The 19,804-nt window shown below is 65.3% G+C and carries 17 protein-coding genes; 5 read left to right on the forward strand and 12 right to left on the reverse strand.

Going from position 1 to position 19,804, the window contains the following annotated elements; translation table 11 throughout:
- Nucleotides 1–2: 2 nt before the first annotated feature.
- The 4 genes from AAFN88_RS01365 to AAFN88_RS01380 are packed head-to-tail and all read left to right on the forward strand — an operon-like array spanning nt 3 to nt 3,343.
- Nucleotides 3–1,007: a hypothetical protein gene (locus AAFN88_RS01365; protein WP_347517709.1), complete on the forward strand. Its 1,005-nt coding sequence runs from the start codon at nt 3–5 to the stop codon at nt 1,005–1,007.
- A gap of 7 nt (nt 1,008–1,014) precedes the next feature.
- The gene (locus AAFN88_RS01370) at nt 1,015–1,746 is read left to right on the forward strand and encodes an ATP-binding cassette domain-containing protein (protein ID WP_347517710.1); all 732 of its coding nucleotides are present in this window, start codon (nt 1,015–1,017) and stop codon (nt 1,744–1,746) included.
- Nucleotides 1,746–2,510, forward strand: coding sequence for an ABC transporter ATP-binding protein (locus tag AAFN88_RS01375; RefSeq protein WP_347517711.1), 765 nt, complete (start codon nt 1,746–1,748; stop codon nt 2,508–2,510). The genes AAFN88_RS01370 and AAFN88_RS01375 overlap by 1 nt, the downstream gene beginning before the upstream one ends.
- Nucleotides 2,507–3,343, forward strand: coding sequence for an SDR family oxidoreductase (locus AAFN88_RS01380; protein ID WP_347517712.1), 837 nt, complete (start codon nt 2,507–2,509; stop codon nt 3,341–3,343). The genes AAFN88_RS01375 and AAFN88_RS01380 overlap by 4 nt, the downstream gene beginning before the upstream one ends.
- A 21-nt stretch (nt 3,344–3,364) precedes the next feature.
- Here the strand turns inward: AAFN88_RS01380 and AAFN88_RS01385 are convergent, their stop codons facing one another.
- The 5 genes from AAFN88_RS01385 to AAFN88_RS01405 all read right to left on the reverse strand — a co-directional run bounded on the left by AAFN88_RS01385 (nt 3,365) and on the right by AAFN88_RS01405 (nt 10,635).
- Nucleotides 3,365–4,648: an amidohydrolase family protein gene (locus AAFN88_RS01385; RefSeq protein ID WP_347517713.1), complete on the reverse strand. Its 1,284-nt coding sequence runs from the start codon at nt 4,646–4,648 to the stop codon at nt 3,365–3,367.
- Nucleotides 4,649–4,701: 53 nt separating this feature from the next.
- Entirely contained in the window at nt 4,702–6,192 is a 1,491-nt protein-coding gene (locus AAFN88_RS01390; protein ID WP_347517714.1) for an aldehyde dehydrogenase family protein, read from the reverse strand.
- Nucleotides 6,193–6,506: 314 nt separating this feature from the next.
- Entirely contained in the window at nt 6,507–7,403 is an 897-nt protein-coding gene (locus AAFN88_RS01395) for a LysR family transcriptional regulator (protein ID WP_347517715.1), read from the reverse strand.
- Nucleotides 7,404–7,739: 336 nt separating this feature from the next.
- A complete protein-coding gene (locus AAFN88_RS01400; RefSeq protein ID WP_347517716.1) occupies nt 7,740–9,812 on the reverse strand; it encodes a 3-hydroxyacyl-CoA dehydrogenase NAD-binding domain-containing protein in 2,073 nt (690 codons plus the stop codon).
- Between the two features lie 70 nt (nt 9,813–9,882).
- Nucleotides 9,883–10,635: a GntR family transcriptional regulator gene (locus tag AAFN88_RS01405; protein ID WP_347517717.1), complete on the reverse strand. Its 753-nt coding sequence runs from the start codon at nt 10,633–10,635 to the stop codon at nt 9,883–9,885.
- Nucleotides 10,636–10,907: 272 nt separating this feature from the next.
- Here AAFN88_RS01405 and metC point away from each other — a divergent pair, with 272 nt between their 5' ends.
- Nucleotides 10,908–12,119: a cystathionine beta-lyase gene (gene metC / locus AAFN88_RS01410; protein ID WP_347517718.1), complete on the forward strand. Its 1,212-nt coding sequence runs from the start codon at nt 10,908–10,910 to the stop codon at nt 12,117–12,119.
- Here the strand turns inward: metC and AAFN88_RS01415 are convergent.
- Genes AAFN88_RS01415 through AAFN88_RS01445 form a run of 7 tightly spaced genes read right to left on the reverse strand, consistent with a single transcriptional unit; the run spans nt 12,116 to nt 19,759 of the window.
- A complete protein-coding gene (locus AAFN88_RS01415) occupies nt 12,116–12,790 on the reverse strand; it encodes a sarcosine oxidase subunit gamma family protein (protein ID WP_347517719.1) in 675 nt (224 codons plus the stop codon). The two genes, metC and AAFN88_RS01415, sit on opposite strands and share 4 nt — an antisense overlap.
- Nucleotides 12,783–15,764 carry a sarcosine oxidase subunit alpha family protein gene (locus tag AAFN88_RS01420; RefSeq protein ID WP_347517720.1) on the reverse strand — a complete coding sequence of 994 codons (2,982 nt, stop codon included), beginning with the start codon at nt 15,762–15,764 and terminating at the stop codon, nt 12,783–12,785. The genes AAFN88_RS01415 and AAFN88_RS01420 overlap by 8 nt, the downstream gene beginning before the upstream one ends.
- Complete coding sequence (locus tag AAFN88_RS01425) at nt 15,761–16,051, reverse strand: sarcosine oxidase subunit delta (RefSeq protein WP_347517721.1); 291 nt, start codon at nt 16,049–16,051, stop codon at nt 15,761–15,763. Before AAFN88_RS01425 ends, AAFN88_RS01420 begins: the two co-directional genes overlap by 4 nt.
- Nucleotides 16,052–16,063: 12 nt before the next feature.
- A complete protein-coding gene (locus tag AAFN88_RS01430) occupies nt 16,064–17,317 on the reverse strand; it encodes a sarcosine oxidase subunit beta family protein (protein WP_347517722.1) in 1,254 nt (417 codons plus the stop codon).
- A gap of 44 nt (nt 17,318–17,361) precedes the next feature.
- Nucleotides 17,362–18,108 (reverse strand): amino acid ABC transporter ATP-binding protein, encoded by a 747-nt coding sequence (locus tag AAFN88_RS01435; protein WP_347517723.1) that lies wholly within the window; start codon nt 18,106–18,108, stop codon nt 17,362–17,364.
- 16 nt (nt 18,109–18,124) lie between these two features.
- On the reverse strand, nt 18,125–19,003 hold the full coding sequence (locus AAFN88_RS01440) for an amino acid ABC transporter permease (RefSeq protein WP_347517724.1): 879 nt from the start codon (nt 19,001–19,003) through the stop codon (nt 18,125–18,127).
- Nucleotides 19,004–19,012: 9 nt separating this feature from the next.
- Complete coding sequence (locus tag AAFN88_RS01445; protein WP_347517725.1) at nt 19,013–19,759, reverse strand: amino acid ABC transporter permease; 747 nt, start codon at nt 19,757–19,759, stop codon at nt 19,013–19,015.
- Nucleotides 19,760–19,804: the final 45 nt, after the last annotated feature.

Raw genomic sequence — 19,804 nt, forward strand, 5'->3', positions numbered from 1 at the left:
CCATGACCCAGACCCAACGTTTATCGAAGGTCCAGCGCGCAGCGGCCAGCCTCGTGCTGCTGTTTCTCCTGGCCTTCCCTCTCTTCGCCAGCGACTACCAGTCGGGCCTGCTCGCGAAGTTCCTGGTGTTCGGCATCTTCGCCCTCAGCCTCGACCTCATTTGGGGCTACTCGGGGATCGTGAACTTCGGCCACGCCATATTCTTCGGCACCGGCGCCTACTCCATGGGGATCATCCTGAAGTTCGTGGCGCTGCCGGGGGCCACTTACCTTGCGGTCATCGGCGGCGTCCTGGTGCCGGCCCTGCTGGCCCTCGGCCTTGGCTACCTGTTGTTCTACGGACGTGTATCCGGAGTGTTCTTCGGCGTCGTCACACTGGCCCTGACCGGGGCGGCGCATTCCATCATCATCGTGAACGGCGGCATCACCGGCGGCCTGAACGGGCTCTACAGCTATCAGACGCCGACCCTGGGCATTCCCGGCCTCTGGGAGGTCAGCTGGTACGATCCCATGGTGTCGTACTACGCCGCGGTCCTAAGCAGCGTCGTCTGCCTGGCCCTTGCCCGCTGGCTCGTGCGGAGCAACTTCGGCCGCGCCATCGGCGCCATTCGCGAGAACGAAGTGCGCGCCGCCTTCATGGGCTACAACGTCCCTTTCCTGAAGCTGGTGATCTTCACCATCGCCTGCGGCATGGCCGGCCTCAGCGGCGTGCTCTACGTTCCCATCGGCTTCATCTCCCCCGACCTGATCGGCGTGATGATGTCGGCGTCGGTCCTGGTCTGGGTCGCCGTCGGCGGCCGGGGCACGCTGATCGGTGCCTTTGTCGGCGCCCTGGTCGTCAACTATCTGCAGACCATGCTGTCGGACTCCTTCGCCACGCTATGGCTGCTGATCGTCGGCCTGTTCTTCATTCTGGTCGTCCTGTTCTGGCCGGGCGGCGTGGTCGGCCTGGTGCAGACCCGCTGGGCCCGCCGCGGCTTCGCCGCCCTGCGCCTGGAAAAGGAATAGACCGGCCATGCTCGACATCAAAGGCTTGAGAAAGAGCTTCGGCGGTCTGTCCATCTTCACCAATCTGGACCTGAAGGTGGAGGCGCAGGAACTGCGCTGCATTATCGGCCCCAACGGAACCGGAAAGACGACGCTGTTCAACCTGATCACCGGCCAGTTGAAGCCCGATGGCGGCGTCATCGCCTTCCAGGGCCGGGACATCGGCAGGCTGCGGGTCGACGAGATCAACCGGCTCGGCATCGGCCGCAAGTTCCAGTCGCCGACGGTCTTCGAAGAAATGAACGTGTGGGACAACCTCATCGTCGCCGGCACCGGCCACTGGGCCCCGGGACGGCTCTTCTCGTCCCGGGTCAATTCGGCCCTGGAAGACCGCGCAGAGGACGTTTTGAGAAGCATCCGGCTTGCCGGGCAGCGGCAGTTGCCCGCCAGCAAGCTGTCGCACGGGCAAAAGCAGTGGCTGGAGATCGGTATGGTGATGCTGAACGATCCGCGGCTGGTTCTGCTGGACGAGCCCACCGCCGGCATGACCCTCTCCGAGACCGCGGAGACCGCGGACATCATCCTGGACGTGTTCCGGGACCGCACCGCGGTCGTCATCGAGCACGACATCGCCTTTGTCCGCCGCCTCGACACCCAAGTGACGGTGCTGTATCGCGGCGAAGTGCTGCGCGAAGGCAAATTCGAAGAAATCGCCGCCGACGAGGCCGTACGGCGCGTTTACCTGGGAGAGGATGCCTGATGCTCCTGGAGGTAGAGGATATCGACGTCACCTACGGTGAGAGCCTGGTTTGCGAAGGCGTGACGATCACCGTCGACCCGCAGGAGGTCGTTTGCCTGCTCGGGCGCAACGGGGTGGGCAAGACCACGCTGATGCGCGCCCTGATGGGGATCCTGCCCAACCGCCGCGGACGCATCCGGTTCGATGGCCAGGACATTTCGCGCCGGTCGAGCTTCGCGCGGGCGCACCTCGGGCTCGCCTACGTGCCGCAGGGGCGCATGGTGTTCCCGGAGCTGACCGTCGCAGAGAACCTGCGCGCCGGAACGCTGATCGGCGGCAAAGGCAAGTTCAGTGCCGCCAACGACATCGTCTTCGAGTACTTTCCCATTCTGCGGGAACGCCTGGGGCAGAATGCCGGAACGCTGAGCGGCGGCGAGCAGCAGATGCTGGCCATCGGACGCGCGCTGGCCGGCAACCCGCGCCTGCTGCTGCTCGACGAACCTTCCGAGGGCATCCAGCCGTCGATCGTTCAGGAGATCCGCGAGATCATAAAGCGGGTCGCCGCCGAACAGCACCTGGCGGTGTTCCTGGTCGAACAGAACCTCAAGTTCGCGATGCTCGCCTCCAGCCGCGGCTATGTCATGGATAAGGGCCGCATCGTCACCCAGGGAAGTCCGGAGGCGCTATCGCAAGACAGCGTGGTTTGCGAGCACCTGACCTTCGCAGCGGCGGACCGGGACGGGGACGGGGACAGGGATGGGGGCGGCGGCGCCGCCGGCGCATGACCCGCATCCTGATCACCGGCTGCTCGTCCGGCCTCGGCCGCGCCGCGGCCCTGCGTCTTTCACAAGACGGGCACAGCGTCACCGCCACGGTTCGCCGTACGGAGGACGCCGCGCGCCTGCGCGCCGAAGCCGGCGGCAGGCTCTCCGTCTTGCTCATGGACGTCACAGAGACGCCCTCCGTCACCGACGGCGTTCGGACCTTGACGGCGGAGGGCGGACTGCCCGACGTGCTGATCAACAACGCTGGCGGACCCTGCCTGGGGTCGATGGAGGAACTGGATATCGACGACCTGAAGGCCGCGTTCGATCTCAACGTCGCCGGCATCCTGCGGCTCTACCAGGCGGTCGCGCCGGGAATGCGGCAGCGCGGGCACGGGCAGATCATCAACGTCGGCTCGGCCCTCGGCGCGGCGGCGCTACCGGTCTACGGGGGCTATTGCGCGACGAAGTTCGCCGTCGAGGCAATGAGCGAGGCCATGCGCTACGAGCTCGCGCCCTTCGGCGTGACCGTCAACCTGCTGCAACCCGGATTGATCGACACGCCCTTCTCCGGCAAGAAGGATGCCCAGCGCAGGCTGCGGGTGCCCGAGACATCGCCCTACGCGGAGCGGCTGGACCGCCCCGCGCCCGCCGGTCTGGCGCAAAGCATCAGTTCACCGGACAACGTCAGCGACACCCTGCGGCGCATGATCGCGGCGCCGCGGGAGCGTTTTCGCTGGACCTGCGGCGAGGACAGCGCAAACTGGCTGCTGGCCCGCCGGCTGCTGGACGATGCCGCTTTCGAAGCCTACGCGACTCACTTGGGCTACGGCGCAGCGCCGCCGGAAAGCTAAGCGCCGCGGCCGGCTTCGCCCTCAAGCGCGGGCGGCGGCCTCCGCCGATTCGCCCCAGTTCTCCGGCAGGGGCTTGTGATAGGCCCCGTCCTTCATGATCATCACGATGCGGTCGCGATCCAGCAGCAGGCTGAGATCCCGAACCGGATCGCCGTCGATCATCAGCAGGTCCGCCAGGTAGCCCGCCTTCACCTGCCCCAGCTTGTCGACGCCATAGGCTTCGCCGCCGTAGGCCGTGGCGGCGCGCAGGGCTTCCCAGGGGGCGAAGCCGAAGTAATTCACGAAGTGCTGCAGGTCCCGTGAATCGGTGCCCAAGGGGATCATCTTGAACCCGTAGTCGCCAAACGGCAGAACCTTGATGCCGGCCTCGCGCATCTTGATCATGTTCACGATGGTCGCGTCGAACTCGCGCTTGTTGCCGATCTTTTCCGAGACCTCCTGGGTTATGCCCCAGGGCGCGCCCTCGAAGTGCATATTGTAGCGCAAGCCGAAAGCCGGGGTGACGTAGTGCTTGCCCTTGGCTTTCTCCAGCGCCTCGATGGTACGGTCGGTCACGAAGGTGGCGTGGTAAATGAACTCGACGCCGTATTCGATGCACTGCAGGACCGAGCTGTCGGCGTGCGCATGGGCGGCGAGCCGCCCACCCAGGTTGTTCGTCGTCTCGCAGATCGCCCGCACCTCTTCCGGGGTCATCGGGTTGATGACCGAGCCGACCCGCGGATAGCAGAAGGAATCGCCGGAATTGTTGAACTTGATGATGTTGACGCCCTCGCGCATCATCAAGCGCACGAGCTTGCGGAATTCATCGGGCGTATCCGCCACCAGGCCGTTCGCCGGCACCTCGCGTTCCCAGACATTGGCATCCGCCAAGCCGCCCGACACGGTCATCTCCGGCGACGCCGCCAGCATGCGCGGCCCCGGAATCCGTCCTCGGTTGATTTCGTTCCGCAGGACGATGTCGAGCCTGGGCTTCCCCGACGCGCCGCTGACCACCGCAGTGAAGCCGAAGTCCAGAACCAGCTTGGCGTTGTAGACGGACTCCATGAGGTTTTCTTCGACCGGCATCCGCCCCATCTCTTCCAGGGTGGTGACCGCCGGGTAGGTCAGATGGCCGTGAGTGTTGACCAAACCGGGCATCAGCGTGGCCCCGCCGCCGTCGACGACGGTCTTGCCTTCGATCGAGAGCTCCTCGCCCCCCTTGGCGACGCTGAGGATACGGTTGCCCTGCACCTCGACCTCGCCGGGATACAGCGAGTCGTTGAGGCCGTCGAAAATCCTCACATTCCTGAAAACCGTATTCGCCACCGTCTTCCTCTCCCGCTCCTCGCCCGGATCACCCCAGACCGTCCAACCAGGACTTAGCTGTAGTTTACCATCAAGAACTTGATATCACTCATTTCTTCCATGGCGAAGCGCGTTCCCTCGCGCCCGAAACCGGAATCCTTCCAGCCGCCGAAAGGCATGTTGTCGATCCTGTAGATCGGTACGTCGTTGATCATCAGACCGCCGACATCCCAATCCTCAAGCGCCTTGAAAGCCGCCCGTATGTCGTTGGTGAAGAGGCCGCCCTGCAGGCCGTAGCGGCTATCGTTCGCACGCCTGACGCCTTCGTCCACCGAGTCGATAGGGTTGAGCGTCATCACCGGCCCGAAGATCTCTTCGCGTTCGACCAGCATGTCCGCGGAGGTCTCCTCGAGGATCGTCGGCAGGATGACGTTGCCGTCACGCGTTCCGCCTGCGGCCACCTTTGCCCCCTGGCCCGTGGCCTCGTTGATCCACATCTCGATGCGGTCGGCCGACCCGCTGTCGATGACCGGCCCGACGTCAATCCCTTTCTCCAGGGGATTTCCCACCTTGCAAGCGCCGATACGCGCCAGCAGCTTCTCCCGGAAGGCGTCGTAGACGGGCCGCTCCACCAGGATACGCTGAACGCCGATGCAGTACTGGCCGCCGTAGACCACGCCGCCGCGCACGCAGCGCGCCGCCGCGAAGTCGAGATCGGCATCGCGGGCCACCACGACGGCGCCATTGCCGCCCAACTCCAGCGCCACCTTCTTGCGCCCGGCAAGGTTCTTGATGTGCCAGCCGACCTTGGCGCTGCCGGTAAAGGTGACCATGGAAAAGCGCTCGTCGCGCACCATCTTTTCGGCAAGCGGCACCGGGCAGTGCACCACGCCGATTGCGTCTTCCGGCAGGCCCGCCTCGACAAGGACTTCCTGCAGCAGCAGGGAGGTCAGCGGCGTTTGCGGCGCCGGCTTGATGACCACGCTGTTGCCCACCGCCAGCGCCGGCGCCACCTTGTGAACCACCAGGTTCAGGGGGAAGTTGAACGGCGTGATGGCGAGGATCGGCCCGATCGGGAAGCGGCGCGCCAGGCCGACGCGGCGGCGAGAGGCCGCCAGCACTTCGAAGTCGGCTTTGGCGAGATCCAGGGGACTGCCGTCGACGAGCGTGCTCTGGTATTCGAAGACGCTGCCGTCGACATCGAGGGGAACCTCGACGCCGGCGAAGCTGCCGGCCTCATGGGCCGCATTGCGCAGGTTGAAGGTAGCGCGCGACACCTCGCCCTCGGCATCGTAGAGCGGCTTGCCGGCCTCCCGGGCGATGAGGTCGACGAACTCCTTTCGCCGGGCCTGAATCAGGTCCGCCGTGCGCGCCAGGATATCCGCCCGCACGAAGCGCGGCAGCCTCCGCATGATCTGGTAAGCCCGCTCGGCCCGCTGGATCGCGCTTTCCACGGCGGCATCGTCGGCGATCGGCATCCGCCCCACTTCCTGCCCATCGAAGGGGCAGCGGATGGTGTCGAACTGCTGGCTGTCGGAGGACTTCGGCCTGGCATCGGTTTGCATGGGTCTTGCTATGCCTATCGTTGATTAATCTGCCGCGCGCGGCTGGTGACTGACGACGGCGCTCGGAAACCGCGCTGGCGACAGCCGCGACGTGGCCTGCCGCAGGGGAAAACGGGACGAGCCGCCGCAATCCACTTGGCGTTTCCTGCGCTTGGATATCCTTGGAACTGCTGGCCCCTTGGCGGCGCCGCCCCTCGGACTGCACGACGGTAGGTCGCCCCCAATGATCCAACAAGAGCAATTATCAGAAATTGCCGTTGCCTTTATTAGATCGCTATTCGCACGCCGGAAGGCCTCTTCCGGCGCCGCCGGCGCTAAAGCTGCTTGAAGGCCGTGTTCAGTTCCTGAAGAAACTCTTCGGCCGGAATGGGCAGGCGCCGGCCCTTGTGGGCGATGATCTCGACCCTGGCGTTTCGCGCGGGGATGTCGGCAATGGGGATGGCTTGGACCTGCCCGGCGGCGAGGTTGCCCTTGATGGCGAAATACGGCAGGAACGCGACGCCGAGATCCATGCGCGCGAAGTTGACGAGCATCTGGATCGAATCCGTGGTCAGAACGGGTTCGATATAGGCCTCGGAGCGGTGGAGGATATCGTCCACAAGCTGGCGGATTCCGAAGGACGTTTCCGGCAGGGCGATATCGTGCTTGAGCAATTCCGCCAGCTTGATCTTCTTGAGCTTGGCGAGGGGGTGGCTGGGGGAAACCGTAGCGTAGAGCTGCTGCTGCCGGCGGGCCAGCGAGGTGATTTCAGGATGGAAGGGAGCGTTGAAGGCGAGGCCCAGGTCGGCCTCGTCCTCCAGGATGGCGTCCACGACACCCTGGGTCCCGCGCGTCGAGACGGCAATCTTCACCGCCGGGTACTTTGACCGGTAGGCTGCGACCACCGCCGGCACGATATCGATGAGACCGGCCTCCACGGTGCAGAGCTTGATCGTGCCGCGGCGCAGGGCGCGCAGATCGTCGATCTCGGAGCTCATGCGGTCCATGTTCAGCATGGTGCTGCGCGTATACTTCGCCAGAATGACTCCGGCGTCGGTCAGGCGGACGCCGCGGGGGTGGCGGATGAACAGCGGCATGCCGATTTCATCCTCCAGGTTCTTGATCTGCCGGCTCACCGCCGACTGGGCGACATTCAGGGCCTCCGCGGCCTGGCGGATGGAACGCGCCTGGCAGACCGCGTCGAAATATCTTAGGTGACTTAGATTTCTCACCGGTGATCTCCGTGGGCGAGATGAATGTCCTGGCTTGTCCGAACGTCACGCAGGGACAGCGATACCGTCTAAACGATAGACGGTCCCGAACCCAAGAGCTGGTTTTTTCTGAAGAACGCCGCGCCGGGGCAGGAGGAGCCGGCCCCACAGCATCGCCATGAGCCCCGCCGGGACGCCACGCGGTTAGATAGGCCGAAGGCGGCCGCCGGCAGGGCCGCAGTCCGTCACGAAGGATCGGGTATCCGAATACCCCTGCCGGCCCGCCTCCGGCACCACCGGGCGGCACCGGCTCCATCAGAGAAGAGGATCAGGAGGTCTGGCCCGGGCGCGGCCGGCTTAGGGAGCCGAGCGGTCCAGGACTGCGGCGAGGCCGGGCGCGACCTCGACCCCCACGCCTCCGGCTTGCGCCATCGCCGACACCGACTCGAGGAAGGCTTCGCGAGGTTGCCGGGCGGCGAAATGCAGCGGCCCGCCCTTGAGGGCCGGAAAGCCGTAGCCGTGAACCATCGCCAAGTCGATGTCCGCCGGACACTCCGCGATACCCTCAGCCAGAACCCAAGCCGCCTCGTTGACGATCGCCGCGAGGAGCCGGGATTGGATCTCGTCGCCGGAGATGGCCCTCCGCGAGAGTCCCTTCTCCCGCGAGGCCGATTCGATCAGCGCGGTCACCTCCGGGTCGGGCCTCCCGCGCGAATCGTCCGTGTAGTCATACCAGCCTTTGCCGGTCTTGCGCCCGAACCGCCCCGCTTCGCACAGCCAGTCGGGGATATCCACGTAGCGGGCGCGCGGGTCGCGGCTGCCGGCGAGGCGCTTGCGGGCCGCCCAGGCGATGTCCAGCCCGGCCAAATCGAACACCGCGAAGGGCCCCATGGCCATGCCGAAGTCCCGCATCGCGCGATCCACCGTCTCGGGCAGGGCACCCTCTTCCAGCAGAAATTCGCAATGCCTGCGGTAGGCGCTGAAAATCCGGTTCCCGATAAAGCCTTCGCCCACGCCGGCGACAACGGGAACCTTCCCAAGGCGCTTGCCCAGCGCCCGCAGGCTGGCGACCACCTGCGGCGCGGTGCGCGCTCCGCGAACCACCTCGACCAGTCTCATGACATGGGCCGGATTGAAAAAGTGAAGCCCGGCCACCCGCTGCGGGCGGGCGGTTCGGGCGGCAAGCTCGTCGATATTCAGATAGGAGGTATTGCTGGCGAGGATCGCGTCCGGCCGGACAATGTTGTCCAGCCGGGCAAACAGATCTCGCTTGGCGTCCATGTCCTCGACAATCGCCTCGACGACGAGATCGCACTCGGCGAGCGCCGCCAGGTCTCCGGGCCGTATGGCCTGCAGAAGCCGGCTGGCCGAGCTTGTCTTCTTTCGCGCCTCCAGTTCCTCCACCATCTGGCGCAGGCCCGACATGGCCGTGGCGAGGTGCGCCTCATCCTGCTCCACCAGCCGGACCTCCAGGCCTCGCGTCGCCAGAGCCAGGACGATGCCCTTTCCCATGCGCCCGCCGCCGATCACGCCCACGGTCCGGATGCTTTGCAGAGCCGTGTCCGCCGGCGTCTTGACCGCCGCACGTTCGGCGAGGAACAGATAGCGAAGCGCCTTGCTCTCCGGGCCCAGGCGCAGCCTCAACGACGCCTCGCGCTCGGCGGCAAGAGCGGTTTGCGGATCCGTCCCAGCCGCCGCCTTGACCGCGGCGATCGCTTCAGCCACGGCCGCCGCGCCCTTGCCCCGGCGCAGCGCTTCGGCCTCCGCTTCGGCGACCGCCTCGGGGGCGTCCTCGACAACCGGCCGCGCCAAGAGGGTCCGCTTCTTTCCGCCCATGGAGCGCAGGAAGTCCACCGCGGCCGAGATCAGGTCGCCTTCCGCCACGGCATCGACCAATCCCTCCGCTGCGGCATCCGAGGCACGCAGCCGGCGTCCCGCGGCAATCAGCGAGATCGCCCTGGCGACGCCGACCAGCCGAGGCAGACGCTGCGTTCCGCCGGCTCCGGGGATCAGCCCCAAAGTCACCTCCGGCAGCCCGACGACGGCCCGCGGCGAAGCGACCCGCGCGTCGCACCCCAATGCCAGCTCGAATCCCCCGCCCAGGGCCGCGCCGTCTATTGCGGCCACCACCGGGTGGGGAAAGGATTCGAGGGCAGCGATGATATCGCCGAGATGCGGCGGACGGGGCGGCGCGTCGAACTCCCGGATGTCGGCGCCGGCAACGAAGTTGCCATTCGCTCCGGTCAGGATCAGCCCGGCAAGGTCGCCGCCGCCCTCCAGCCCCTCGATCGCCCGCAACAGCTCCGCGCGCATCGGCTGGGATCCGACGTTCAATGGCGGGTAGTCGATTTCGAGCAGGGCGATCTGCGTGGCATCCGGCAGATGCCGCCTGCTGATCCGGATGCTGCTGTCACCTGCGGTCGGCTTCATTGGCACGTCCTTCTATTCGGGGGGCGAAGGGGAGAAGGCTGTGCCCGGCCGCCGGCAGCGGCCGGCGGGGTTACGAGGAAGCGTGGAGCAGATCCTGCCGCTTCAAATCGATAACGTAGGCGAATTTCCCCTCGGGATAGTAGCTGATGGCCACTTCGACGAGCCGGTCGTCGGCATTGTAGAACCGCCGCAGTATCTTCAGCACCGCGGTGCCGGCGCTCAGGTTCAGCACCTTCGCCATGCGCCCGGGGATCAGTGTGCCGGAGAGTTCCTGCCGGATAACCGAGGGCGGCTCTCCGTAGAGCTCCTCCAGCAAGGTATAGGTGGCGCCGGGCCGCGTGCCGATATGCTCCAGAATGCCGGAATAGTCGTCGTGAATGAAGATGTCGGTCCACGAAAGGGGCGTCTCGGAATCGGGCGGCGTGCGATACGTCTCGACCTTCCACCACTTCCCCCCCGAATCGGACGGCAAGAAACTGTTCAGTTCTCTCTTGGTGGCTGCCTTGCGCGACACGACGTGCAGGTCGGTCTCTTCCAGATACTGCAGCAGTTCGGTGGTGGTCTGCAGAGACAACCCATAGCGCGGCAACGGCGCCCTCGCCGTCACCTGGGTTCCGGCGCGCTTGCGCCGTTCGATCATCCCCCATTCCTCCAGGTTCTTCATCGCGTTGCGAATTGTGAACCTGCTGACTCCGAACTCCTTGCATAACTCCATTTCCGGCGGGAGCGTGTCCCCCACCTTGTATTTCCCTTTTTCTATCCGCTTCAGGAGAGTTTGAATAACGCCTTCAAAAAGCTTCTTGTTTTCTTCTTTTTTCTTCATCTGACAACAGTCTCGGCTGGTTTTCGAAATGCCGTTACCGCGGGATTCTAAAGACAACGCCGCGCGGATGAACAAACATTCATGCCTTTGCCGCCCGAATCAACCTCCGGGAGCAGCGACCCTGCTTCCCGGCCGGTTATCCGGCGACTCAGATGAAGCGCTCAGCTCTCATGTCCGTTGACTTCGGTCCTTCTCTCGACAACACTTCTTTTGTACGGACATAATAACAGCGATGGACCTGGACAGCCATCCTTGATTGCATGGGACCGATAATGGAACAGCAGACGAATAGAGACCGGCGCCTCAAAGATTCGACGATCATCGCCCATGCCGGACGAGATCCTGAAGCTCATTCGGGCGCGGTCAATCCGCCGGTCTATCACGCCTCCACCATCACGTTCCCCTCGATCTCCGCGATGAACAAGGCGCGGCAGGATCGCTTCAACAACGTAACCTACGGCCGTATCGGCACCCCCACCAGCTATGCGCTGGAGGATGCCGTCGCCGAGTTGGAAGGCGGTGACCGCTCGATCGCGCTGCCTTCGGGACTCGCTGCGATCGCCGCCGCCATCACGGCCTTCGCCAAATCCGGGGATCACATCCTCATGGTCGACAACGTCTACGGCCCCGCCCGAAAGTTCTGCGACCAGTTTCTCACCGGCTACGGCGTGTCCGTCACCTACTTCGACCCCCATCTCACCGCGGAACTGGAGCCGCTGATCCAGGAGAACACCCGGCTCGTCTATTTGGAGTCGCCGGGATCGCAGACCTTCGAAATGCAGGATGTTCCCGCGATCAGTGCCCTCGCCCATCGGCGTGGCCTGACGGTTCTGATGGACAATACCTGGGGAACGCCCTGCTTCTTCAAGTCCTTCGAGAAGGGCGTCGACGTCTCCATCCACGCCGCCACCAAATATATCGGCGGCCATTCGGACCTCATGCTCGGCCTTGTCGTCGCGAAAGAGGATCACTACCGCACGGTCAAGTCGAATGCCATGCTGCTCGGCCTCTGCGCGGGGCCGGACGACTGCTTCCTAGCGCTTCGCGGCCTGCGGACCATCGAAGCCCGGCTGCGCATGCATCAGGCGCACGCCTTGGAAGTGGCAAATTGGCTGACGGGTCATCCTCTCGTCGAACAGGTGCTCTATCCGGCGCTTCCCGGCGCCGACGGCCACCGACTGTGGAAGCGGGATTTCCTGGGCGCTTGCGGACTGTTCTCCGTCGTTCTGCGCCCCTGCTCGGAAGCGGCCGTCGCCGCCATGGTCGACGGACTGCGCTTCTTCGGATTGGGCGCCAGTTGGGGCGGTTTCGAGAGCCTGGTCCTGCCGATGCATCCGGAAGACCTGCGCAGCGCGACGCGCTGGGAACCGCTTGGTCCGGTCCTGCGCTTCCATATCGGCCTGGAGGATCCGCGCGACCTCATCCACGACCTGGAGTGCGGCTTCGACCGGTTGCGGGCCGTCCAGCAGGCCGTTCCGGCCTAGGCAGTCTCCCCGCGTTCCGCATAGCGGATCGCGAAGGGAGCGCCCAGATCCAGCAGGTAATCCACGAACGACCGGGCATAGCTGCGGTCGATGAGGAGCCAGTACCCCGCGGTGCGCCGCACGAGAGCGATCGCGTACGGCCCGAACAGGCTGCGAGCGGCGGCGCCCGGAGGAAAGTCCGCGTCGTCGAGGTCGAGCGGACAGCCCCGTTCCAGCAATGCCGCCGCCTGGTCCCCCTCGAGAGACAGGAGGTGGAGCCCGGCGCTCATGTCGACCCAGCCTCCTCTGACCGCGTGCGGCTCCGCTGCCAGGGCAAAGGAGGTCCGAAGGCCTGCGGCCATCCCTTCGCGGGCGGCCGGCGGCGAGATCAGCATCCAGCATTTCGGTGACGATCGAAACAGCAGCAGATCCCCGGTCGATGCGCCGGTGCCGCCGCCATCCGCTTGGAGCGGTCGAGCCATCACCGCGCGGCCCGACGGCGGTTGCATCCCGGTCGCCCGCTCGATCGCGGACGCAAAGGCCGCGTCTTCGATCCGCCCCTTCAGCAGGAACTTGCCATAGAACGGCAAGGACCGGAGAGTTGCCCTTGCTTGGCCGCCTGACGTTGCCGCGGCGGCCTCCTCGACAGCCATGCCGAAGAGTGGGCTTTCGGGAACGGCGGTGCTAGCCATGGAGTCGCTTTCCTTCGGGATCTACGAATACCGGCTCGGTCACCTCTACCGCCACCCGCCGTCCCGCCGTGGGCGAGGCGGCATACAGCCGCTCCCCTTTACGCGAACGGCCGTTTTCCAACAATGCCAGCGCCACGTGCCGCCCCAGGGTGGGGCTGAACGCCTGGGAGGTGACATAGCCGAGGGAAAGGCCGGCGCCACCGGCCTCCGGCGGCGCCACCAGGTGCGCACCGAGCGGAATGCGTTCCTCCTGATCCGCCGTGACAACGCCGACCAGTTGCCGGCGGCCGTCTTCCGTGTAGGCCGGGACGTCCAGCGCCGGCCGGCCGATGTAGTTTTTCTTCCGGCTGGCCATGCGGCCAAGCCCGAGATCGTCCGGCGTGGTGCGGCCGTCGGCCTCCCGACCGACCACGAAGTAGCCCTTTTCGATCCGCATCACACCCATGGACTCGACACCGTAGTGAATAAGACCCTCGGGGCGTCCGGCGTCCAGCAAGGCACTCCAGAGCGCCGGGCCGTAATCGCTCGGCACGTTGATCTCGAACGACAGCTCGCCGGAAAAGCTGATCCGGAAGATCCGCGCCGGGATGCCGGCGACCGTTCCTTGCGTGCAGGCCATGAAGGGCAGGGTTTCAGGCGTCAGGTCGGTATCGGGAGCGAGCCTTTCGAGCACGGCGCGCGCTGCGGGCCCGACCAGCGCACAAGCGAACCAGTTCTCGGTGACGTCGGTCACGAAAGCGTCGAGCTGCTGCCACTCCGTCTCCAGCAGACGTGTCATGTGCTCGTAGACCGCCTGGACTTGCCCCGTCGTCGTGCTCATCAGGAAGTGATTCTCGGCCAGCCGCATGGTGACGCCGTCGTCGAAGATCATTCCGTCTTCCCGCAGCATGACGCCGTAGCGCCCCTTGCCCGCCTTCAGAGTCCGGAACCCGTTCATGTAAACCCGCTCGACCAGGTCCAGGGCATCGGGTCCCTGGATGTCGAGCTTACCCAGCGTCGACACGTCGACAATGCCGACGCCCGAACGCACGGTGCGAACTTCGCGGTTGACGGCATCCAAATCGCTCTCGCCCGCCCGGCGATAGAATTGCGGCCGTTTCCAAAGCCCCGCGTTCAGCCAGGTCGCGCCAGCCTCCTCGTGCAGGCGATGCGCGGCCGTCCGCCGCAGCGGATGGGCGTGGTCTCCGCCGTCGGCGCCGATGAGCGCCCCCAGCGTCGTGGGAACGAAGGGCGGGCGAAATGTCGTCGGGCCGAGGCCGCCGAGCGGCATCCCGCGGGCGTGAGCAAGAACCGCGAGCCCGTTCAAGTTCCCCAGCTTACCTTGGTCCGTTCCCATCCCCAGGGTGGTATAGCGCTTGAGATGCTCGGGCGCTTCATAGCCCTCCCGGACCGCGAGGCGGATGTCACCGGCCGTAACGTCGTTCTGGAAATCGACAAAAGCGCGCTTTTCCTTCGCCGTGCCGCAGACGGATGCCGGCGCCGGAACCCCGCAGGGGTGGCCATCCTCCGCGCGCAGCGGCGGGGGCCGCCGCGTATGGCCGCAGGCCGCTGCGGCCGCGGTTCCCGCGGCCTGGCCGTCGGATACGGCGGCGGCAAGGCCGAAGTTCCCGCGGCAAGCGCCGGCGGTCCTGAAGCCTGGAAGATCTTCACCGGGAAGGAAGGCCTGGAGACGATCGTCGAAGGCCAGGGGAGTGCGCGTGTGCGCGTAGAGATGAACGCTGGGCGTCCACCCACCGGACAGCGCCGCGACGTCACAGGGCAGCCGCCGCCGCTTTCCCGTCTCCCGATCCTGGACCCAGAGCGCCCTGAGGCCGTCGCGCCCGCCATCGGCGTCGACAACGGCCCAACCCCTGAGTGCCTCGATGCCGCGCTTCTTGAGCATGGCCGCCGCCCAGTCGGGCGCGCTGGCGCGGGTATCGGCCACCGCCGCGACGCCCAGACCTCGATCCGCGAGGCGGCAGGCGTCGAGATAGCCGCCGTCGTGACTGGTGGCGACAACCGCCTTCTGACCCACCGCCACCCCGTAGCGGTCGAGATATCCGACGACCGCGCTGGACAGCATGATCCCCGGGCGGTCGTTGTTCGCGAAGAGGAGCGGCCGCTCGAAGGCGCCGGCCGCGAGCACCACCTGGCGGGCGCGCACTTTCCAAAGTCGCTGCCTGGCTTGCGGCGCCTGTCCGAAGAGCACATCCGGCTGGACCTGCTGGACGATCGTCAGAAGATTGTCCTCATAGCACCCCGTCACCGTCGAGCGCCGCAGCAGCCGGACGTTCGGCATGGCCGCCAGCTCTTCCTCGCTCCTGCGCGCCCAGTCGAAGGGCTGCCCGCCGTCGATGCTGCCTTCGCGACCGAGCAGCCCCAGCCCCATCCTGGGCTGATCGTCCGCAAGGATCACCCGGGCCCCGGCGTGCCCTGCGGCAAGGGCAGCCGACAGCCCCGCGGCGCCCCCCCCGATCACCAGGACATCGCAGTGCGCGAAGGACTTCTCGTAGCGGGCGGGATCGATGTGCTCCGCCGCCCGGCCAAGCCCCGCCATCCGTCGGATAAACCGCTCATACAGGGGCCACATCCCCTTGGGGGCCATGAAGGTCTTGTAATAGAAGCCCGCCGGCAGAAGCGACGGGAAACGGTCGAGGACGGAGAAGACGTCGGCGCCGAGCGAGGGCCACCTGTTCTGGCTGCTCGCAACCAGGCCGTCGTGCAGTTCCACCTGGGTTGCGCGGGTATTGGGTTCCCGCGCACCATCCTCGCCAAGTTCGACGAGCGCGCAGGGTTCGTCGCTTCCAAGGGTCATGACGCCGCGGGGCCGGTGGTATTTGAAGCTGCGCCCGAAGAGATGCACGTCGCTGGCTAGCAGGGCCGAAGCCAGCGTATCTCCGGCGAATCCCGAAAAGCGCCGGCCATCGAAGGTGAAGGAAAGAGGCCTGTTCCTGTCGATCAGCAGGCCGCCGCTCGCTTGCCGTACCGCGCTCATCGCCCCTGCTCCTCCCCGCCGCCGGGACGGCGGGCATCGCCGGCGTAGCGGCAGGTGCCGATCTCGTGGGTCACCGTGTGGCGGCGCAGGGAGATCCATGCTCCGCAGCCATGGCGATGCACCCAAAGTTCCTCGTGCCATCCCCTGGGATTGTCCCTCAGATAGAGATAGTCGAGGTACGCCTCCTGCTTCCCGTCTTCGGGAGGCCGGGACAGCGACGCATCGCCGCCGTAGGAAAACTCGATCTCCGGCCGTGGCCCGCAAAAGGGGCACGCTATCACCATCATCGCCGCCGTCTCCTAATGCGCGCCGGGCCGGTTTCCGGCGCCCCGCTCGTTGATCAGCCTGCCGCTGGAGAAGCGATCGAGACTGTAGGCCGCATTCAGGCCGTGGGGTTCGTCCTCGGCGATGGTGTGGGCAAAACACCAGCCGGATGCAGGGGTCGCCTTGAAGCCGCCATAGCACCAGCCGCCATTGAGGTAGAGCCCGTCAACGGGGGTCTTTCCGATGATCGGACTGCCGTCCATCGTCATATCCACGGTGCCGGACCATTTCCGCATCAGCCGCAACCGCCGGATCCTCGGAAAGAGATCCACCGCGGACGCGGCAAGTTGCTCGATCCTCGAAAAGCGGCCGCGCTGGGAATAGGAGTTGTAGCCGTCCAACGCACCGCCGATCACCAGCTCACCCTTGTCGGTCTGGCTGATGTAAACGTGATAGGCGCCGGACGAAACCACATGGTCGAGCAGCGGCTTGACGGGTTCCGTGACCATCGCCTGCAGCAGATGACTCTCGATGGGCAGCCTCAGGCCGGCCAGCCGGGCCACTTCGCTGCTGTTCCCCGCGACGGCAATCGCGACTTTATCGGCCGCGACACGGCCGCGTGTCGTTATGACGCCGCGCATACCGTCATCGCCGAGATCGAAGCCTGTGACCTCGCAGTTCTGCACGATGTCGACACCCAGGGCGTCGGCGGCCCGCGCATAGCCCCAGGCCACGGCATCGTGGCGGGCGACGCCGCCGCGGGCCTGAATGACTCCGCCGACGACCGGAAAACGCGCATCCGGGGAGAGGTCCAGGTCGGGCAGGAGGCGCCGCAAGTCCGCCAGCGTCAGGACCTCGCCGTCAACCCCGTTCAGGCGGTTGGAGTTGTAGCGCCGAACGAAACCCTCCAACTCCGCCTGACTGTGGCAGAGATTGACGACTCCGCGCTGGCTGAACATGAGGTTGAAGTTGAGCTCCGCGGTCAGCCCCTCCCAGAGCTTCAGGGAGTGCTCATAGAAATTCGAATTCACCCGGAGGAAGTAGTTCGACCGAACGATGGTGGTGTTCCGGCCGGTATTGCCGCCGCCGATCCAGCCGCGCTCAAGTACCGCCACCCGGCGCAGGCCGTGGCGCTTCGCGAGATAGTAGGCGGTCGCCAGCCCGTGTCCGCCGCCGCCAACGATGATCACGTCGTAGCGGTCGCGCGGCTCGGCATCGCGCCAGGCCCGCGGCCAGTGGCGATGCCCGTTCAGCGCATTGCGAGCAAGCGCCCCGATGGAATACCGCATGGCCCTCTAGAAAACCTTCCTTGTCGCCGACACCATTGCCGCGCCTAAAGAATCTGACCCAGGAACTCCTGAGTGCGCGGATCGCTCGCGTTGGCGAAGAACTCCCGTGGCGGCCCGTGTTCCACGATAACGCCCCGGTCGGTGAAGTAGACATGATCCGCGACTTCCCGCGCGAACCCCATTTCATGGGTCACGAGGATGCAGGTCATGCCCTCGTCGGCCAGTTCGTGGATGGTGCGCAGCACCTCCTTGACCGTTTCCGGGTCCAACGCCGCGGTCACTTCGTCGAACATCATGACCTCGGGGTTCATGGCCAGGCTTCGGGCAATGGCCACACGCTGCTGCTGCCCCCCGGACAGCTCGCCCGGGTAGGCGTCCTCTTTGCCCTCCAGCCTCACCTTGGCGATGAGGCGGCGCGCCCGCTCCTCGACTTCCGCCTTGTCCTGCTTCAGCACATGGATCGGCGCCATCATGATGTTCTGCAGCGCCGTGCGGTGCGGAAACAGATTGTAGCTCTGAAACACCATTCCGACCCGGCGGCGGAGTGCCAGTTCGTCGACGTCGGAGTCGTTGACCTCGATTCCGCAGACCTTGATCGAGCCGCTGTTGATCGGCACCAGCGCGTTGATGCACCGCAGCAAGGTCGACTTGCCGGAGCCCGATGGGCCGATCACGCAGATCACCTCCCCCCTGCGCACGTCGAGGGAGACACCTTTCAGAACCTCCAGCGCACCATAGGACTTGTGAACATCCGAGATAGATACCTGCAGATCGCCGAGTTGCTTGGCCATAGAGGACTCCCTGCTGCTAGCCTTTGACCGTCCACTTGCGCTCCAAATAGATGGTCAGGCGCGAGATCGGGTAGATGTAGAGGAAGAAGAAGACGAGGATGTAGCCGTACATCGGGAGAAGCATGTCGGTCTTGGCCTCGGAAGCGAGGATATCCCGGGTCAGGGTCAGAGCCTCGGAGACGCCGACGATGTTGCCCAAGACCGTGGCCATGGTCACGATGGCATAGAGGTTCATCCACGGCGGAAGCATCCGCTTCAGACACTGCGGGATGACGATCATCCAAAGCGTCTGCTTGCGCGAGAAAGCGAGCGAGGTGGACGCTTCCCACTGCGTTTCCGGGATTGACTGGATGCCGCCGCGGACGATCTCCGACACATTGGCGAGAACGGGGAGCGAGAGGCCGAAGGTCGCCTTTACCCAGTCCGGCATTATCACGAGGACCCCGAACACCTCGAACTCGAAGGGGATCAGGTACATCACATAGAACAGGGTCACCAGCCAGGGGCTGTTTCGAAGCAGCTGCGTGAGCAGCCAGGAACTGGTGCGCACCGGAGGCATCAGGGAGATCTGCGCGAGCCCCAGGAAGACGCCGATCGCGGTGCCGATGCCCATGGCCAGGGCGCTCATGAGCAGATTCAGCAGAAATCCCTGGAACAGCAGCGGCGTCCACTTGATCAGGGTGCCGAGCACGCTCAATTCGTCCGTCTGCGTCGCAGCGGCCGCACCGGAAGCCATCAACAGCAGAGTGACCAGCAGGATGCAGCCGTGCCATAGCGTGATCCGCGTGAACGGCAGGCCGGTGTAGCGGCAGAAGAGGCGCTCTTTCGGGGGCGCCCCCACCACCGGCATGGGCTGCCCGCGGCCGAGCTTGGGGGTTGTCGAGGAGTTATGCATCTGCCGCCCCTACCAATTGAATCCGGGGACCCGCATGCGTCTCGACACCACGGTCGTTAGGCGCACGAAGGAGCTGACGATAATGAGATAGGTTATGAGGACGAGGTTCATCATCTCGGGGACGTTGAACTCGACGGCCCAGATCTGATTGGCGACATAGAGAACTTCCGAAACGCCGATGGCATAGGCGATGGCTGTCGTCTTCAGAAGGTTGACGAGATTGTTGGTCAGGCCCGGCATGCAGATCCTGATCGCCAGGGGGAAGATCACGTGAATGTAGGACTTCAGGCGGCTGTAGCCGAGCGCGCGGGCCGCTTCCACCGTGGTCGTGGGGACGGCTTCGATCCCGGACCGGAAGATTTCGATATTGAACGCGCCGGCAAAGAGCGTCAGTGAAATGACCGCCCATTCGTAATTGCCGAGGATTGCCTGCGGAACGCCCATGTCATTGACGACACGGGGCATGATCGACCCCAAACCGAAGTAGAAGAAGTAGAGCTGCGCCAGAGGCGGCGTGTTCCGAAAGAACTGGATGTAGGCATAGACCAGCCAGCGGATGGGCGCGAAGGCGGCGCCCTGCAGCCAGGAGCCGACCAGGCCGACGACCAGCGACATGACGACGCATATGACCGACAGCTCGAGCGTCGTCACGATGCCTTCGGCGAAGCGCCAGAATTCCCAGGCGTCGTAGAAGACAGGGAAATTGATTCCGTAGTCTTCGTTCAGCCGATAGAAGAATTGGCCGATAGTCTCCACAGTATCCTCCGGATAGATGCATCCGCCAGCGATCTGCCGCGGCAG

The organism is Pelagibius sp. CAU 1746, assembly GCF_039839785.1.
GTDB lineage: Bacteria > Pseudomonadota > Alphaproteobacteria > Kiloniellales > Kiloniellaceae > Pelagibius.

What these genes read in the sequence shown, in the direction of transcription:
- AAFN88_RS01440 (WP_347517724.1), bottom strand. Translation starts at nt 19,003, where the DNA reads ATGCATAACTCCTCGACAACCCCCAAGCTCGGCCGCGGGCAGCCCATG.
- AAFN88_RS01415 (WP_347517719.1), bottom strand. Translation starts at nt 12,790, where the DNA reads ATGGCTAGCACCGCCGTTCCCGAAAGCCCACTCTTCGGCATGGCTGTC.
- AAFN88_RS01380 (WP_347517712.1), top strand. Translation starts at nt 2,507, where the DNA reads ATGACCCGCATCCTGATCACCGGCTGCTCGTCCGGCCTCGGCCGCGCC.
- AAFN88_RS01370 (WP_347517710.1), top strand. Translation starts at nt 1,015, where the DNA reads ATGCTCGACATCAAAGGCTTGAGAAAGAGCTTCGGCGGTCTGTCCATC.
- AAFN88_RS01365 (WP_347517709.1), top strand. Translation starts at nt 3, where the DNA reads ATGACCCAGACCCAACGTTTATCGAAGGTCCAGCGCGCAGCGGCCAGC.
- AAFN88_RS01435 (WP_347517723.1), bottom strand. Translation starts at nt 18,108, where the DNA reads ATGGCCAAGCAACTCGGCGATCTGCAGGTATCTATCTCGGATGTTCAC.
- AAFN88_RS01430 (WP_347517722.1), bottom strand. Translation starts at nt 17,317, where the DNA reads ATGCGGTATTCCATCGGGGCGCTTGCTCGCAATGCGCTGAACGGGCAT.
- AAFN88_RS01390 (WP_347517714.1), bottom strand. Translation starts at nt 6,192, where the DNA reads ATGCAAACCGATGCCAGGCCGAAGTCCTCCGACAGCCAGCAGTTCGAC.
- AAFN88_RS01405 (WP_347517717.1), bottom strand. Translation starts at nt 10,635, where the DNA reads ATGAAGAAAAAAGAAGAAAACAAGAAGCTTTTTGAAGGCGTTATTCAA.
- metC (WP_347517718.1), top strand. Translation starts at nt 10,908, where the DNA reads ATGGAACAGCAGACGAATAGAGACCGGCGCCTCAAAGATTCGACGATC.
- AAFN88_RS01420 (WP_347517720.1), bottom strand. Translation starts at nt 15,764, where the DNA reads ATGAGCGCGGTACGGCAAGCGAGCGGCGGCCTGCTGATCGACAGGAAC.
- AAFN88_RS01425 (WP_347517721.1), bottom strand. Translation starts at nt 16,051, where the DNA reads ATGATGGTGATAGCGTGCCCCTTTTGCGGGCCACGGCCGGAGATCGAG.
- AAFN88_RS01400 (WP_347517716.1), bottom strand. Translation starts at nt 9,812, where the DNA reads ATGAAGCCGACCGCAGGTGACAGCAGCATCCGGATCAGCAGGCGGCAT.
- AAFN88_RS01375 (WP_347517711.1), top strand. Translation starts at nt 1,746, where the DNA reads ATGCTCCTGGAGGTAGAGGATATCGACGTCACCTACGGTGAGAGCCTG.